This window comes from Arthrobacter sp. UYNi723, from assembly GCF_054057635.1.
This window is the reverse complement of record NZ_JBSRZM010000002.1, coordinates 193,580-209,153: the sequence shown is the minus strand read 5'-3', so window position 1 is coordinate 209,153 and position 15,574 is coordinate 193,580. Positions and strand designations below refer to the sequence as shown.

Genomic DNA, 15,574 nt, shown 5'->3' with positions numbered 1-15,574 from the left:
GGCGCCATGGCTTAGCGCTGGCGGTGCCCGGACAGATACGGTAGTAGCATGACGTCACCCACCGCCACCGAGACATTACGCCCCAAGCGCAACATCCCAGCAGAAATCGCCCGTTCGTGGCTTCTGGTCAACGCGATGAAAACCGACCTGTTTGACCAGTCGGCTGTTTCGCGCGCTGACTCGATCATCCTGGACATCGAGGACGCCGTGGACCCGTCGCAAAAGGACGAGGCGCGCGGACACGTGATTGACTGGCTCAGCGGCGGCGGCCAGGCCTGGGTCCGCATCAACGATGCCACCAGCCCGTTCTGGGCCGATGACCTTGCAGGGCTGCGCGGTACGCCCGGCCTGCTCGGCGTAATGCTCGCCAAGACCGAATCAGCTGACCAGGTGACCGAAAGTTTCCACCGGATGGACGGCAAAACGCCCGTCATCCCGCTCGTGGAATCCGCTCTGGGCATCGAGGAAGCCAACAACATCGCCAAGGCCCAAGGTGCTTTCCGCCTGGCCTTCGGCTCCGGCGACTTCCGCCGCGACACCGGCATGGCGGCCACTCCCGAGGCCATGGCCTATCCGCGCGCGAAACTGGTGGTTGCCAGCCGCGTCGGCAACCTGCCCGGCCCCATCGACGGCCCCACCGTCGGCACCAACCACCCCATCCTGCGCGAGCAGACCGGCATCACCGTGATGATGGGGATGACCGGCAAGCTGTGCCTGGCCATCGACCAGACGAACGTCATCAACGAGGTCATCAGCCCCACCCCGTCGGACGTCGCCTGGGCCACGGACTTTATGTCCGACTTCGAGGCCAACGGCCGCGTCATCCGTGACGGCTCGGACCTGCCCCGCTTGGGCCGCGCCGAAAAGATCATGAAGCTCGCGGTAGCGTTCGGCGTGCAGCCGGCGCTGTAGCGCCACCCGTACACACAAGCACAGGAGACCCCGTGACCGATACCCGCTATCTGGTTCACGGGGTCTTTTGGGATGGCGCCCCGGCGCAGACGGTAAGGCACGACGGCGGCAGCCCGGTTCTGCGCCTCCAGTCACCGTCCGGGGATCTCCGTGAGGTCAGCCTCGGGGCGGGCGCCAGGCTCGGTTTCGCGGTGGCCGATCACGGCAGGTTCTGCCTAGGGCATTACAAGGTCCACTCAGCCAGCAGCCGAGACCTCATCCTGTGCCCGGCCAGCGCCCCCGCCGTGAAGGGCAAGCAGTGCGAACGCTGCTTTGTGCTGGACGATTCCCGCCTCATCCACGATTTCCACCGGGGCGGCCGTGTTCCGGACGGGCTGCGCACGTACCTCCTGCAGGATCACTGGCTCTACGTGGCCACGTTCGCCGGCGGCGCCAGCAAGGTGGGCACGGCGTCCCACCTGAGGAAATGGAACCGGCTCGCGGAACAGGGAGCGGTGGTGGCACGGTACGTTGCCAGGGCGGAGGACGGCCGGGTGGTTCGGCTCCTCGAGGACATGGTGACGCGCGAGGCCGGCCTGGCGCAGCAGGTCCGCTCCGCCGCCAAAGCCGAGGCCCTGGCGGGGCCATTGCCTGCGGCCGCCCTGGACGGCATCAATGAACGGCACGCGGCGGCGGTCCGCACGCTGCTGGGCCAGGCCGCCGTCGAAGGTTTCAGCACTGTGGACGAACTGTGGGTGCGGCCGGCGCAGGCTGCAGGGCTCTGTGCCCCAACGGCGCGCCACGCCTACCCGCATCCGTTGGAGCAGGGAAAGCACGGCTTCGGCATCACCGCGCTGAGCGGGACCAACGCCCTCGCCAGCGTGGCCGGAACGGACGCGGCATTTGTGGTGAACCTTGGCCGGCTGGCTGCCCGGACCATCGTCCTGGGGGACTTCGCCTCGGAGGTGCCGGCCGTGCAGGAATCGCTGTTCTGAACGTGCTCGGTAGACTGTCACGGTGCTCAAAGAATTCTGGGAGTCAGCGCCCACCTCGTACAAAGTCCTGGTCTTCGGCGCCATGGGCCTCATCGCCGTCGGGATCATCCTGAACCTGGTGGGCAACAACACCAACAACCGTGACCTCGCCATGGCGTCCCTTGCGGTCATCGGCCTAGGCCTGGTCCTGCACATTGCCGGGATTGTGGTCCGCGGCCAGACGATCCGGAAGAACCTCAAGCGTTAGCGGCAGCGTGCCGGAGCACGTGGCTGCGGGCGTGCTCCACAGCCTCGGGCAGGGACGTGAACAGGTGCTTGTGATGCCGCAGCGAGCGGATTACCCCGACGTTGGTCACGAGCTCGAGGTGTTGCGGCTGGACGCCCTTCAGCAGGACTGTCACGCCGCGCAGCTCCAGCGCCGAGATGACCTCCACCAGCGTGTGGGCCCCGGTGGCGTCGAGCATCCGCACCTGTGACAGCCGGATGATTGCCACCTGGATGTCCCGGACCTGGCTGATTTCCTGCAGGACGCGTTCCGCGGCGCCGAAGAACATGGCCCCGTCCAGCCTGAAGACCGCGATGTGCTCGTCCCCCTCCTCGCGCGGTCCCGGAATCTCCTCACGCTTCACGCCGCTGAGCGAGGCGAACTTCCGCAGCGTGAAGAGGGCCGCGGCGACAAGCCCGATCTCGATGGCCACGATCAGGTCGAAGGCCACGGTGATGAGCGCCGTCAGGACGAACACGAAGGCGTCGGCGCGGGTGGAACGCATGATGGCGGTGACCGTGTGCCTTGAAACCATGCGGGTTGCCGTGACCATCAGGATCCCGGCCAGGACCGCCAGCGGGATCTTCCCGACCAGACCGGCCGCCAGGTAGATGATGGCCAGCAGCACGAGCGCGTGAACAATCGCGGAGAGCCTGGTCTTGGCGCCGGAGCGTACGTTGACCGCGGTCCGGGCGATGGCACCCGTGGCCGGCATGCCGCCGAAGAACCCCGCCGCAACGGAGGCCAGTCCCTGCCCCATGAGCTCCCGGTCCGGGCTGTAAGCCCCGGAGGGCCTCCCGTCAGGGCCAACCATGCCGGCTGCCACCCGAGCGGACAGCAGGGACTCGATAGCGGCCAGCATCGCGATGGACACCGCGGGTATCAGCAGCCCGCTCAGCGCTGCCGGATCAAGGGACGGCATCGACGGTGCGGACAGGGAATGCGGCAGGGCGCCGATCCGTGGAATGTCCAGCTGCAGCAGCTCGGCCGCCACGGTGGCCAGCAGCACTGCGATCAGGCTCGCGGGCAGGGCTTTGCTCAGCTTCGGGAGCAGGAGCATCACGGCGGCCACACCCACCACGACGCCGAGCGTCTGAAGTACGGCGGGCAAGGTGGCCTGGGAGGCGCTCTCGAAGGCGGCCAGCAGGGTGTTGTGGCCCGGTATCGCCGCGGTGCCGGTGGCCATGGGGACCTGCTGCAGGAAGATGATCGCGGCGATGCCGAGCGTGAAGCCCTCCACCACCGGCCACGGGATGAAGGCCACCGCCCGGCCCAGCCCGCTGATGCCCAGGATGGCCACGAGCAGCCCTGCGATCAGGGAGACCAACGCGATGCTGCCGACGCCGTGCGTGGCGACGACCGGGGCCAGTACCACGACCATCGCGCCGGTGGGGCCGGAGACCTGGACGTGCGAGCCGCCCATGACCGCAGCCACCAGGCCGGCCACGACGGCGGTGATGAGTCCGGCTTCGGCGCCGACGCCGGAACTCACTCCGAAGGCCAGGGCCAGCGGCAGGGCCACAATCCCCACGGTGATGCCGGCCAGCAGATCCGTCTTCCAGGACGAGCGTAGCCCGTCATAGTCGCGGCGGGACGGCAGGAACCGGCTGAGATGCGCCAGGCCGGCACTCATGAATCGGAACCCTTCAGATGCTCGCTGGGCAGTCCCTGCGCGAGTTTGAGCTGTTCGTTGGAATCGGCCAGGCTGTCGAGGAGGAAGGTCCGGGCGATGGCCAGCAATTCGGCGATCTTCGGATGGGCCAGCCGGTAAGTCACGGTGTTTGCGGAACGGACCGAGGTCACCACCCCGTGCCGGCGCAGGGTGGCGAGATGCTGGGAAAGGTGGGAGGCCTCAAGTCCGGTTTCGGCAAGCAGGTAGCTCACAGCAGCCGTTTTCTCCGGAGCGGCAGCCAACAGTTCCAGGATCCGGATCCGTGCCGGGTGGGCAAGGGCTTTGAACAGGTTGGCTTTGATCTCGTAGAGCGGAGCCTGGGCGGAAGACAACATGGGCGGCGCTCCTGTGTGGAATAGCGGACCAGGCAAGCACCGCTAAACGGGCGACTTGATGGAATGATAAATTCATCATATCAAGATGTGGCAAGACTCTCCCGGTCGCCTGGCAACGATAGGCTTGAGGCCATGACTATCAATCCGGACCTGCAGGGCCGCAGCTACCCTGCCGCAGAGGTTTACGACGTCGGCCGCGAGAAGATCCGCGAGTTCGCCCGCGCGGTCAAGGCCACGCACCCAGCCCATTTTGACGTCGAGGCCGCGAAGGCCCTCGGACACAAGGATTTGGTGGCACCACCCACGTTCGCCATCATCATCGCCCAGCGCGCCGATGCCCAGCTGATCGAGGATCCGGACGCCGGCATCGACTTCTCCCGCGTGGTCCACGCCGACCAGCGCTTTATCCACCACCGCCCCATCTTTGCCGGCGACCGACTGGTTGCCGAACTGCACGTTGACGGTGTCCGGGCCATGGGCGGCGGGGCCATGATCACCACCCGCCAGGAAATTTTCGCCCTGGCCGACGGCGGCAACGGGTCGCGCGAGGCAGTCGCCACCACCACGTCATCCATCCTCGTCCGCGGAGAGGGACAGTAACCATGAGCCCCAGCTTCCACGAACTCAGCGCCGGCCAGGACATCGGCAGCCGCACCATCGAGGTCACCCGCACCGACCTGGTCAAGTACGCCGGCGCCTCCGGCGACTTCAACCCCATCCACTGGAACGAAGCCTTCGCCACCGGCGTGGAATTGCCCGGCGTCATTGCCCACGGCATGTTCACCATGGGTGCCGCCGTGCAGCTGGTGACCGACTGGGCAGGCGACCCCGCCGCCGTCGTCGACTTCCAGACCCGCTTCACCAAGCCGGTCCTGGTTACTGACACCACCGGAACCACGGACGCCGGGGCCACCATCGAGGTCAGCGGCGCCATTGGAAAGCTCGACGCCGAGGCGGGCACCGCCCGCGTTGACCTCACCGTGGTTGCTGCCGGCCAGAAAGTGCTGATGAAGGCCCAGGCCGTCGTCAGGCTTTCATGATCCTTTGACCGTCAACACAACTGCCGCTGCCGAGGTCACTGCCTGGCGCAATGCCGTGGTGGTTGCCTATGCCGGCAGTGGGCTGGCCTTCGCGTCCTGGGTTTCCCGGCTTCCGGCGATCCGCGACGGGCTGGACCTGACCCCCGGCACTGTCGGTTTACTGTTGCTGTGCATGACCCTGGGATCGTTCGTCTCGGTGTCCGCATCGGGGCTGATTGTGCTCCGCCTGGGCTCCAAGCGGACCATCCGCACCGGCGCCATCATGGTGGCCTGCGGCATGGCCATCGCCGGATTTGGAACGTCGGTCCTGGCCACGCCGGTCGCGGTGGCCGTGGGACTTGCCGTCATCGGACTCGGCTCCGCCAGCTGGAGTACGGCCTCCAACGTCGAGGGCGCCTCGGTGGAACGGGCGGTGGGCCGGCACATCATGCCCAGGCTCCACGGCGCGTTCAGCCTCGGCACCGTGGCAGGTGCAGGCCTTGGCGCGTGGGCCGCAGCTGCCTCCGTCCCGGTGTTTTGGCACCTGGCCGCGGCCGGCGTCGTGGTTGCCGTCTCGGTGACGACGGCGGCAGCCTGGTTCCGTGCAGATGTCACCCCGGTCGCGGGGGAGCGGAAGTATGTACCGGACAACTTCGAGGACCCGTTCACGGGCCCGATCCCCATTGTCACCGCCGGGGCGCCGGCTGACGGCTCCGGTGCACCACTGGACAACAAGCGCAAAATCGCGGAGGCCTGGCGCGACCGGCGCACCTTGCTGCTCGGAGTCATGGTCCTTGGGCTTGCTTTGGCCGAAGGTGCAGCAGGGGACTGGGTGGCCCTGGCCCTCGCCGACGGGCACGGCCAGACCGACGCCGCCGGAGCCGCCGGCTACGGGCTCTTCGTGACCTTTATGACCATCGGACGCTTCGCCGGCACAGTGGTCCTGGACCGCTTCGGCCGGATCCCCGTAATGCGCTGCTGCGCCGCGCTGGCGGTCTTCGGGCTCGGTCTTTTTGTCTTTGCCCCCGTTCCCTGGCTCGCCTTTGTTGCCCTGGCCATCTGGGGACTCGGCGCCTCGCTGGGCTTCCCGGTGGGCATGTCCGCCGCCGCGGATGATCCCGCCAAGGCTGCGGCCCGCGTCTCAGTGGTCTCTACCATCGGCTACGGCGCGTTCCTGTGCGGGCCGCCGCTGTTGGGACTGTTGGCTGAACACGTGGGCATCCTGCACTCGCTGCTGGCCGTGATGGTCATGCTGGTGGCCACCTTCCTGCTCTCGCCGGTGGCCGGGAAAGTTACCTAGTGTTGGTCTAAGTTAGTGTGGTCTGGTGACTTCCACTTTGCTTTCTGCCCTGACCACGGCCGCCGTCGGGGGCCCCGCCGGCAAATATGTTGAGGCCAGCACCGAGGCGGAGATCATCGACGCCGTCCGCACAGCTGACGCCGCGGGGGAGCAGGTCCTCATCATCGGCGGCGGCTCCAACCTCCTGATTTCCGACGACGGGTTCCCCGGCACCGTGATCAGGATCGCCTCGGAAGGGTTCACCGTCAACGCCGAGGATTCCTGCGGCGGCGTGGCGGTGGTGGTCCAGGCGGGCCACAACTGGGACGCCTTGGTGGAGCACGCCGTGTTGCACGCGTGGTCCGGCATTGAAGCACTCTCAGGCATCCCGGGCGCCACCGGCGCCACGCCGGTGCAGAACGTCGGGGCCTACGGCTCTGACGTATCCCAGACCATCGCGGCGGTGCGCACCTGGGACCGGACCAGAAACGCGGTCCAGAGCTTCACCAACTCCGAGCTGAAGTTCGGCTACCGCGATTCCATCCTCAAGCAGACCACGGTAGACGGCTCACCCCGCTACGTGGTGCTGACCGTGGAATTCCAGCTGCCGCTGGGCCGGATGAGTGCGCCCATCCGCTACGCCGAACTGGCCCGCTCACTGGGCGTTGAGCCAGGCAAACGGGCGTACTCCAACGATGTCCGCCGGGAAGTTCTGCGGTTGCGGGCTTCCAAGGGCATGGTCCTCGACCCGGACGATCGGGACACGTATTCCACCGGGTCCTTCTTCACCAACCCGATAGTCCCCGTGGACGTGGCGGCAACGCTGCCGGAGTCCGCACCGCAGTACCCCGCGGGGGCGGACGGTCTGGTGAAGTTGTCCGCCGCGTGGCTCATAGACCAGGCAGGGTTCGGCAAAGGCTATGGCCTGGAGGAGGGCAGCGCCTCCGGCGGGCGGGCGTCACTGTCCACAAAACACACGCTGGCCATCACCAACCGCGGCTCGGCCAGCGCCAAGGACATGCTGGCCATCGCGCGCGCGGTGCGTGCCGGCGTCGTAGAACGTTTTGGCATTGAACTCCACCCGGAACCGTTGCTCATCGGCCTGGCGCTCTAGGTCAGCTCGTTGAAGGCATCAGCCTGCTTGCATGACCGGCGCCAGGCGCCCGTCAACGGCGCCGATCAGCCGGACGTTCGTGGCCATGCCCAGCAGGGCGGCGGCCCAACCGGTCAGCGCCAAATATGGCCCCATAAACAGCCAGACCATAAGTCCCGGAACCGCCGGGTGGGTCGCGGCTGCAAGAATGCAAACCACCAAACCGATCAGGGCGGTGGCATGGGCGAGGATCCAGAGCAGCCGGCCGCTGACGGGATAGAGCTTCCAGTCACGGACAATGCGGACCTTGCCGCGGCCCACCCGGATACCGGGAAAAAGCACGGCGTACCCTCCGCCGAGCGACAGGAACAGGGAAGGCAATAAGAGTTCCAGGGGTGCCTCGCCGCCGCCTCCCGGGAATCCCAGGGGCTGGAAACCAATGGCCGGGGCCAGCCCGGTGGCCACGCCGGCCAGGACCGATACGGTCCCTGCCACCAGCCATGCCTGTGTTCCGCGCGCGAACAATTGCCACAAACTCCCCAAAGTCATGCTTACACCCTATCGGGCCAGGTCCTACGATGAGGACATGGCAGTGAACCGTGTAAGCCCCAAGATGATGGGCAGGTTACGCCTTGCCTCTCAAGGACTCCTCGGTCCCGGACTCGGCTCCGTAGAAGGCGCGGTCCGCTGGATGACGGCCACGCAGGCTCAGGACCTGCAGGCCGCGCTCTGGGCCATCGGCCTCCGCGTTCCGGGCGCAGGGTTGACTGACGTGCGCGCCGCGTTGGACAGCGGAAGGGTGGTCCGGTCCTGGCCGATGCGCGGCACCCTGCACCTGGTGGCTCCAGAGGATCTGCGCTGGATGCTGGACCTCACCACCGAGCGTCTTAGCCTCATCATTGCCGGCCGGCATCGGGAACTGGACATCACATGGGCGGACATCGAGAAGTGCCGCGACGTTGCCCTGGAGCGGATTGCGGCCGGCGGTCCCGTGAGCCGGACCGAACTCTTCGAGGTGTTTGAGGCGGCCGGGCAGCCCACCACCGGACAGCGGGGGATCCATATCCTGGGGACCCTCTGCCGGCACGCCTGGTTGGTTCAAGGGCCGTTGGCCGGGAACCAGCAGCTGCTGGTGGCCTTCGATGACTGGATTCCGGTGTCGCGCGAGCTGGAGCGGCAGGAAGCGATCGCCGAGTTCATGCTGCGCTATTTCCGCAGCCACGGCCCTGCCACCGTCCGCGACTTCGCCTGGTGGACGCAGATTCCCCTGACCGACGTTCGGGCAGCGTTTGAGCTGGTCAGTGGGCAACTGGTGGAGCTGGAATTCGGGGGCGTCCACTACTGGATGTCACCGGAGACTGCATCAATGCTCGACGACGGCGTGCCCGGGCAGCGGTCCGTCCTCCTCTTGCCGGGCTTCGACGAGTTTGTGCTGGGCTACATGGACCGGAGCCTTGTGCTGGCCCCTGAGCACGCCAACAAGATCGTCCCGGGCGGTAACGGAGTGTTCAAGAAGTCCGTCGTGGCCCGGGGAGAGGTGATCGGCACGTGGGCGCGGGCCGGCACGACACGGAGCGCCGCCGTCGTGCCTGAGCTGTTTGACGACTTGAAGCCACTCGGACCCGCTGCGCAGGCGGCGTTCAACAGGGCCGCCGAACAGTATCTCGCATTCCTGGCCAGCTAGCCGGGCCAACCCGCGCGGCCCAGGACGCCGACGCAAGCGGCCTTGCCAAGCACGCGCTGCCCTGCCAAGCACGCGCTGCCCTGCCCAGCACTCGCTGCCCTGCCCCGCAAAAGCGGTGCGGGGCAGCACCGTTCCTGCGGGGCACGGCCGTTCAAGCGGCGGGTGGCAAGCGGGGAAGCAGCGCAGGATACCGGAAGAATCGGATGCGGGTATTCCTGCCGAGGGTTGTCCACATAACGTGGCCGCCACCTACCCGGGCCATTCATGGTCCGAGAACCTTGGACCATGAATGGCGACAAAGTCCGTGTGCTCCTGGATGGGCGCTGGCCAGCCTTCCCCGTTGACTCCACGCAACAGTTGGACGCGGCAGGGCTGGACGAGCGGGTCCTGACGGCGGCGGTCCGCAGCGGAATCCTCCTGCGCCTTCGACGCGGAGCTTACGTCCGGAGTGCTGACTGGAAGGGAGCGGAGCCGTGGACCAGGGACGCCCTGCGGATCCAGGCGCACTTCCTGTCCACCGCCGGGGCCTGCCGCTACAGCCATATCAGTGCCGCCAGACTGCACGAGTGTCACGTCTGGGATGCCGGGGCCATGGTCCACGTCACCACGGACTACGCCAACTCGACGAAAAGTGCCGGCACGGACGTCCGCACCCACCGGATGGACCTGCAACCCGTAGATATGACAACGCTGTGGAGCATGGATGGCAAAGAGATTCTGACTACCGGCATTGAACGGACCGTCCTGGACTGCGCCCGTATCCTGCCACTGGAGCAGGCAGCCGTGATCGGCGACCACGCGCTGCGCAAGGGAGCCGGGATCGACAGTATGCGGCAACTTCTGGACGTGGGACCGGTCAAACGCGGGAACCGGCGGGCGCTGGATCTGCTGGCGGCCCTGGATGGGCGATCGGAATCGGTGGGGGAGACGCGCACCAGGCTGCTGCTGCGATCATTCGATCTGCACATGTTCATTCCGCAGTTCGAGATTCAGGCGCCAAGTGGTCAATTCAGGGCAGACTTCGCGGATCCGATAACCCGCATAGTGATTGAGTTTGATGGCAGCGGCAAATACACCGACTACAGGCCCACGGAGGAGGTGCTGCTCGCAGAGCGTCGCCGGGAGAACGCACTGATCGAAGAAGGCTGGCTGGTCCTTCGACTTGAGTGGAAGCACTTGGCGTATCCCGCAGAAGTGCGGCGCCGGCTGTTGGCCATGATGGACCGGTCCAGGATCTTGCGTGCGTCAGGCTTGGCGTGCTGAACGCAAAGACGGCCCTGCCCCGCACGAGCGGTGCAGGGCAGCACCGTTCCTGCGGGGCAGGGCCGTTCAAGTGGCAGGGGATCCGCGCGAGGTTACAGGTTCCCGGTGGCGATGTTGAGCATGCGGCGCAGCGGCTCGGCGGCGCCCCAGAGCAGCTGGTCACCCACGGTGAAGGCGCTGATGTATTCCGGGCCCATTTCCATCTTGCGTATGCGGCCCACGGGGATGTCCAGCGTGCCGGACGCGGCAACGGGGGTCAGCCCGGCCATGGAGTCTTCCTTGGTATTCGGGATGACCTTGGCCCACTTGTTGTCCTCGGCCAGGAGCTTTTCGATCTCGGCCACGGAGAGGTCCTCGCGGAGCTTGAGCGTCAGCGCCTGCGAGTGCGAACGCATCGCGCCGATCCGGATGCACAGGCCGTCCATGATGATCCGGTTTTCGTCCGAGGTGCCCAGGATCTTGTTGGTTTCAACGCCGGCCTTCCACTCTTCCTTGGACTGTCCGTTGCCGAGGTCCGCGTCGATCCACGGGATGAGGGAACCGGCCAGCGGCACGCCGAACTGGGTGGCGTCGATGTCGGAGCGCTGATGGGCCAGGACCTTGCGGTCAATTTCGAGGATGGCCGACGCCGGGTCGTCCAGTTCCGAGCTGACCTCGGCATTCAGCGTGCCGAACTGGCTGAGCAGTTCGCGCATGTGCCGGGCGCCGCCGCCGGAGGCCGCCTGGTAGGTCATGGATGTGCCCCACTCGACCAGGCCGTTCTTGAACAGCCCGCCGAGGCCCATGAGCATGCAGGAAACGGTGCAGTTGCCGCCGATGAAGTCCTTCGTGCCGTTGACCAGGCCCTTGTCGATGACGTCGCGGTTGATCGGGTCCAGCACGATGATCGAGTCGTCGTTCATGCGCAGCGTGGAGGCGGCGTCGATCCAGAGGCCGTCCCAGCCGCGGCCACGCAGCTCGGTGTGCACGCGCTTGGTGTAGTCCCCGCCCTGGGCGGTGACAATAATGGGCAGCTTAGCCAGCGTGTCGACGTCAAACGCGTCCTCAAGCTTGCCGGCGGCGCCAGCGGCAGCGCCGGCAATCGACGGGGCGGCACCTCCCGCGTTTGACGTGGAGAAGAACACCGGGTTGATGTTGGCGAAGTCGCCCTCGTCCTGCATGCGCTGCATCAGGACGGAGCCGACCATGCCGCGCCATCCGACCAGGCCGACGGAGGGGGTAGCTGCTGTAGTCATTCGTCCAGTTTAGACGCCGGATCGCGCAGGGCGCAGTCGGTTACGTCACTCCCGTAGGGATGGGGTACGTCGGCGTGCAGGGAAAAATTGGCGTCAGCTGCGGTTGGTTTCCTCCAGCACCGCGGCTTTGCGGAGTCGCAACGCGTAGAAGGCGCCGAAGGCAAACACCTGCGTTACCACCACTAGCACGATGGCTCCGGCGATCTTGTTGCCGCCCAGGATCATGGTCAGGCCAACGATCGCAGACAGCAGCGCGAGCAGCGGCAGCAGCATGTAGCCCAGCACAAACAGTGTTTCCGGTTTTTTCAACATCTCAGCCCTGCGTCCTAATCCATTTGGTAAACCTGTAGCGCGTTCCGTTGGCTGCCGTCAGCCATCCGTCTGGCGGGACGGACGCCGCCGCCTCCCAGGTCTCATCGAGCTCGGGAGCGAACGTGTCGCCGTCGGCCTCCACATCGATGGTGGTGACTACCGCGACGTTGGCGAGTTCGGTGGACTGGCGGAAGACTTCGCCGCCGCCCAGGATCCACACGGTCCCGCCGCCGTCGACGAACTGCGACTCAAGGAGGGCATCATCCAGGGAGGGGACCACGACGGCGCCCTCCGCCTCGGGCGATTCGCCCCAGTTTTTCTGCCGGGTGATCACAATGTTCGTCCGGCCGGGCAGGGGACGGTACTTGTCCGCGAAGGACAGCCACGTCTTGCGCCCCATGATCACGGGGTGCCCCATGGTGAGCCGGTTGAAGTGCTTCAGATCCTCAGGGAGGTGCCAGGGCATATCGCCGTCCTTGCCGATCACACCGCCGGACGTCTGCGCCCAGACAAGGCCGACGCCGGTCACGGAACCGGCGAGTTCCTGCGTAAAGTCCTGGGGGTCTGCTGCGTTCTCGGTGCTCATACGGCGATCGGGGCCTTGATCGTGGGGTGGTGCTGGTAGCCCACCACTTCGAAATCCTCGAGCGTGTAGTCGAAGATCGACGCCGGCTTCCGGGTGATCAACAGCAGCGGGTATTCATACGGTTCCCGGTCCAGCTGCTTCAGGACCTGGTCCATGTGGTTCTCGTAGATGTGGACGTCGCCGCCCGTCCATACAAACTCGCCAGGCTCCAGCCCCACCTGCTGCGCGATCATGCACGTGAGCAGGGCGTAGGAGGCGATGTTGAAGGGCACGCCCAGGAACATGTCCGCCGAGCGCTGGTATAGCTGGCAGGACAGTTTGCCATCAGCCACATAGAACTGGAAGAACGCGTGGCACGGGGGCAGCGCCATGTCCTTGAGCTCGGAGACGTTCCAGGCAGAGACGATGTGCCGGCGCGAGTCCGGGTTGGTCTTGAGGTTCTCCACCAGCTCGGCGATCTGGTCAACATGGCCGCCGTCAGGGGTGGGCCAGCTGCGCCACTGGACGCCATAGACCGGGCCGAGTTCGCCTTCCGCGTCGGCCCACTCGTTCCAGATGCTGACGCCCTGGTCCTGCATCCATTTGACGTTCGATTCGCCGCGCAGGAACCACAGCAGCTCCACCGCTACGGACTTGAAATGCACGCGTTTGGTGGTGATCAGCGGGAAGCTCCGGCCAAGGTCAAAGCGCAGTTGACGGCCGAAAACGCTGGTGGTTCCGGTGCCCGTGCGGTCGGATTTGTGCGTGCCATGGGCCAGGACATCGCGCAGGAGGTCTTCATAAGGCGTCGGGATGCTCACGGCTAAAGTCTACCGGGCCAAGTCCTGCCGACCCCGCAAGGGTCCCGCGGCCGGCCTCAGCGTTGGCCGCCGGCCGCGCATCGGATCAGCCCTTCCTCAGCTTGCCGCGGACCAGATCCAACAGGAGTTCATCGGTGAGCCGGGCGTCGCGCCCGGCATTGACCAGAAGGTCGACGGCGGCAGTCACCGCTTCCGGAACCGGCCCGCCTGCCTGCTGGGCGCCGCCCGGTGCCGGCTGCGCGACGACGGTGCCGTTCCGCCGTCGGGATTCAATGAATCCGGCAGCCTCAAGTTCTTTGTATGCCCGCGCGACCGTTCCGGCGGCGATGCCCAGATCGGCGGCCAGGCTGCGGACAGTGGGCAGCCTGCTTCCGGCGGTGAGTGTTCCGGTGGCGATCAGGGAGCTGATCTGCGAGCGGATCTGTTCATACGGTGGGGTTGCCGAGCGCAGGTCCACGGAGATGCCGGCGTTCACGGCACCACTTCCCGGACAGGCTTCACCGATGTGGCCGGAGTCCGGGCGAAACCCTTGACCGGGATGACGGCGATCACCACGCCGGCGGCCACGAGCAGCACCCTGGCAATGATGGCCGGTTGCCACGGGGCTGCCCAGGTTGTTGCCGGCAGGCCTAGCAACGGCGGCCAGGCCTGGCTTGCCGTCATCAGCAGCACGCCTGCTTGGGCTGTGCAGTACGCGGCAAAGGTCCGCACCACACGATGGACCGTGATGGCCCGCAGCGCGGCGTCCAGGCCGTGGATGTCGGTGGATATGCTGCGACGCCTCCGGGCCGCAACAACCGGCAGGCTGGCGATGGCCGCGACGGCCGCCGTCGCCACCGCGGCGATCACCCAGCCGGGAGAACCATCGGGGGGCGTGCCGCCCGGGCGCAGGAAACCGTCCAGCCCGGCCTCACGCAGTTCCCATTCCCCCGCAGCAGTCAGCACCGTGATCGCGACGAAGAGTGCGAAGGCGACGATCGCCGTGGTGAGCAAGGCCGGGCTCACCACCTGCCGCGGCCATGTCCGCGGTATCCCGTGGGTGCCATAGTTGCGCTGGAGCAGCAGTTCGCCGGCCCCAGCCACCAGCAGAACCGCTGCCGCCATCAGCGCGACAAATGGCACCGGCAGCCCCGGAACGCCGGCGCCGGGGAAATAGAGACCGGGCACGAACAACCCCAGTACGGCGGCTGCTACCGGAGTGAACCCCATGGCTGCCCCAAGGGACACTACAAGACGGGTTGCCGGATGCGCGGCGGCCGAAGTTTGTGGGAACGCCTGCCTGCTGCCGTTGCCGTTGACCTGGACGCTGGGCAGCTTGGGTGGCGCCCACCCCCACATGACCAGCAGCACCACGAACGCCGCGAATCCGGCCGGGTTGGTCCAGCTGGTTACATTGGCGGCCGGATCGGGCCGGGCAGCAAAGTTGCCCGCCACCGCGGCAAGCCCGGCGGCGATGGTTGCGACGGTCCTCAAGAGCCTGTTCATGGCGATGGTCCGCAGCAGGTCGTTTTCCGGTGCATCCAGGGCCTCGAGCTGCCTCCGGTGGCTGGTGAGTTTGAGCACCAGCGCGGTTCCCAACGCCAGGGTCAGCCAGGCGGTGCCCAGGCAGGCGGCCAAAACGTAGCCCTGGATCCGGCCGTCCCCACCGGTGCGCCTGAAACTGCTGGGGCCTTCCTGCAAAGCGCCATACGGGATGGCGTCGTAGGCGGGAAGGCCAGCCATAAACCCGATCTGCAGCGCCGAACCGACAAAGATCGCAGCGACAGTCCAGGCGAGGGTACGGGGCAGGTAGTCCCGGACGCGGCGGATCTCCAACGAGGCCAGCCGGCGGGGGAGCCGGGGTCCGGGGTAGCTCAGCTGCCCGACGGCATGGACCGCGAGGCAGCCCAGGACCGGCCACGCCAAAGCTCCAAGGATGCTTGTTGGCGTGGCCAGGGTGGGCGATGTGTTGCCCGCCGGAAGGATGCCCGCAGTCCCCGCGTCCTGCAGGGAGCTAGCCAACCATCCGATCACGCCGATCCACAGCGCATGCTGGGAAACCGTCACGGCGGTGGTCCCGCCGCCCGGGGCCCTGATCACCCACCGCAGCAGCAGGTACAGGCCGGCGGCCAACAGGAACGGCCACAACAGGACCATGGGGGGCAC

Annotated in this window: 18 protein-coding genes; 9 read left to right on the top strand and 9 right to left on the bottom strand. The window is 66.7% G+C overall.

What is annotated here, in order from left to right; translation table 11 throughout:
* The first annotated feature begins 48 nt into the window (after nt 1–48).
* From ACVWY0_RS02875 to ACVWY0_RS02865, 3 genes are read left to right on the top strand one after another with little or no spacing between them, the layout of a single operon-like run.
* Entirely contained in the window at nt 49–912 is an 864-nt protein-coding gene (locus tag ACVWY0_RS02875; protein WP_254746946.1) for an HpcH/HpaI aldolase/citrate lyase family protein, read from the top strand.
* Between the two features lie 32 nt (nt 913–944).
* On the top strand, nt 945–1,886 hold the full coding sequence (locus ACVWY0_RS02870) for a DUF2797 domain-containing protein (protein ID WP_485835328.1): 942 nt from the start codon (nt 945–947) through the stop codon (nt 1,884–1,886).
* A 22-nt stretch (nt 1,887–1,908) separates the two neighbouring features.
* Nucleotides 1,909–2,133, top strand: coding sequence for a DUF3188 domain-containing protein (locus tag ACVWY0_RS02865; protein ID WP_111906679.1), 225 nt, complete (start codon nt 1,909–1,911; stop codon nt 2,131–2,133).
* On the opposite strand, the gene ACVWY0_RS02860 is transcribed toward ACVWY0_RS02865, so the two are convergent.
* A complete protein-coding gene (locus tag ACVWY0_RS02860) occupies nt 2,123–3,784 on the bottom strand; it encodes a SulP family inorganic anion transporter (RefSeq protein ID WP_485835327.1) in 1,662 nt (553 codons plus the stop codon). The two genes, ACVWY0_RS02865 and ACVWY0_RS02860, sit on opposite strands and share 11 nt — an antisense overlap.
* A complete protein-coding gene (locus tag ACVWY0_RS02855; RefSeq protein WP_485835326.1) occupies nt 3,781–4,158 on the bottom strand; it encodes an ArsR/SmtB family transcription factor in 378 nt (125 codons plus the stop codon). Before ACVWY0_RS02855 ends, ACVWY0_RS02860 begins: the two co-directional genes overlap by 4 nt.
* Nucleotides 4,159–4,290: 132 nt before the next feature.
* On the opposite strand from ACVWY0_RS02855, the gene ACVWY0_RS02850 reads away from it, so the two are divergent.
* The 4 genes from ACVWY0_RS02850 to ACVWY0_RS02835 are packed head-to-tail and all read left to right on the top strand — an operon-like array spanning nt 4,291 to nt 7,570.
* Nucleotides 4,291–4,758 (top strand): FAS1-like dehydratase domain-containing protein, encoded by a 468-nt coding sequence (locus ACVWY0_RS02850; protein ID WP_485835325.1) that lies wholly within the window; start codon nt 4,291–4,293, stop codon nt 4,756–4,758.
* Nucleotides 4,759–4,760: 2 nt separating this feature from the next.
* A complete protein-coding gene (locus ACVWY0_RS02845) occupies nt 4,761–5,198 on the top strand; it encodes a MaoC family dehydratase (RefSeq protein ID WP_254746956.1) in 438 nt (145 codons plus the stop codon).
* Nucleotides 5,199–5,202: 4 nt separating this feature from the next.
* On the top strand, nt 5,203–6,477 hold the full coding sequence (locus tag ACVWY0_RS02840; protein WP_485835324.1) for an MFS transporter: 1,275 nt from the start codon (nt 5,203–5,205) through the stop codon (nt 6,475–6,477).
* Nucleotides 6,478–6,502: 25 nt separating this feature from the next.
* Entirely contained in the window at nt 6,503–7,570 is a 1,068-nt protein-coding gene (locus tag ACVWY0_RS02835) for a UDP-N-acetylmuramate dehydrogenase (protein ID WP_485835323.1), read from the top strand.
* A gap of 18 nt (nt 7,571–7,588) precedes the next feature.
* Here ACVWY0_RS02835 and ACVWY0_RS02830 read toward each other — a convergent pair whose 3' ends face one another.
* Nucleotides 7,589–8,098: a hypothetical protein gene (locus ACVWY0_RS02830; RefSeq protein ID WP_485835322.1), complete on the bottom strand. Its 510-nt coding sequence runs from the start codon at nt 8,096–8,098 to the stop codon at nt 7,589–7,591.
* A 37-nt stretch (nt 8,099–8,135) separates the two neighbouring features.
* Here ACVWY0_RS02830 and ACVWY0_RS02825 point away from each other — a divergent pair, with 37 nt between their 5' ends.
* Nucleotides 8,136–9,233 (top strand): winged helix DNA-binding domain-containing protein, encoded by a 1,098-nt coding sequence (locus ACVWY0_RS02825; protein ID WP_485835392.1) that lies wholly within the window; start codon nt 8,136–8,138, stop codon nt 9,231–9,233.
* A 285-nt stretch (nt 9,234–9,518) separates the two neighbouring features.
* Complete coding sequence (locus ACVWY0_RS02820) at nt 9,519–10,496, top strand: type IV toxin-antitoxin system AbiEi family antitoxin domain-containing protein (protein WP_485835321.1); 978 nt, start codon at nt 9,519–9,521, stop codon at nt 10,494–10,496.
* Nucleotides 10,497–10,588: 92 nt separating this feature from the next.
* Here ACVWY0_RS02820 and asd read toward each other — a convergent pair whose 3' ends face one another.
* The 6 genes from asd to ACVWY0_RS02790 form a co-directional block, all read right to left on the bottom strand.
* Entirely contained in the window at nt 10,589–11,731 is a 1,143-nt protein-coding gene (gene asd / locus ACVWY0_RS02815) for an aspartate-semialdehyde dehydrogenase (RefSeq protein ID WP_485835320.1), read from the bottom strand.
* A gap of 93 nt (nt 11,732–11,824) precedes the next feature.
* The gene (locus tag ACVWY0_RS02810) at nt 11,825–12,043 is read right to left on the bottom strand and encodes an NF038396 family protein (protein ID WP_056344500.1); all 219 of its coding nucleotides are present in this window, start codon (nt 12,041–12,043) and stop codon (nt 11,825–11,827) included.
* Between the two features lies 1 nt (nt 12,044).
* Complete coding sequence (locus ACVWY0_RS02805) at nt 12,045–12,629, bottom strand: dihydrofolate reductase (RefSeq protein ID WP_252598430.1); 585 nt, start codon at nt 12,627–12,629, stop codon at nt 12,045–12,047.
* Nucleotides 12,626–13,429, bottom strand: a complete 804-nt coding sequence (locus ACVWY0_RS02800) for a thymidylate synthase (RefSeq protein WP_485835319.1) — start codon at nt 13,427–13,429, stop codon at nt 12,626–12,628. The genes ACVWY0_RS02805 and ACVWY0_RS02800 overlap by 4 nt, the downstream gene beginning before the upstream one ends.
* A gap of 85 nt (nt 13,430–13,514) precedes the next feature.
* Nucleotides 13,515–13,904: a GntR family transcriptional regulator gene (locus ACVWY0_RS02795; protein ID WP_485835318.1), complete on the bottom strand. Its 390-nt coding sequence runs from the start codon at nt 13,902–13,904 to the stop codon at nt 13,515–13,517.
* Nucleotides 13,901–15,565 carry a hypothetical protein gene (locus ACVWY0_RS02790; RefSeq protein WP_485835317.1) on the bottom strand — a complete coding sequence of 555 codons (1,665 nt, stop codon included), beginning with the start codon at nt 15,563–15,565 and terminating at the stop codon, nt 13,901–13,903. The genes ACVWY0_RS02795 and ACVWY0_RS02790 overlap by 4 nt, the downstream gene beginning before the upstream one ends.
* Between the last annotated feature and the right edge of the window lie 9 nt (nt 15,566–15,574).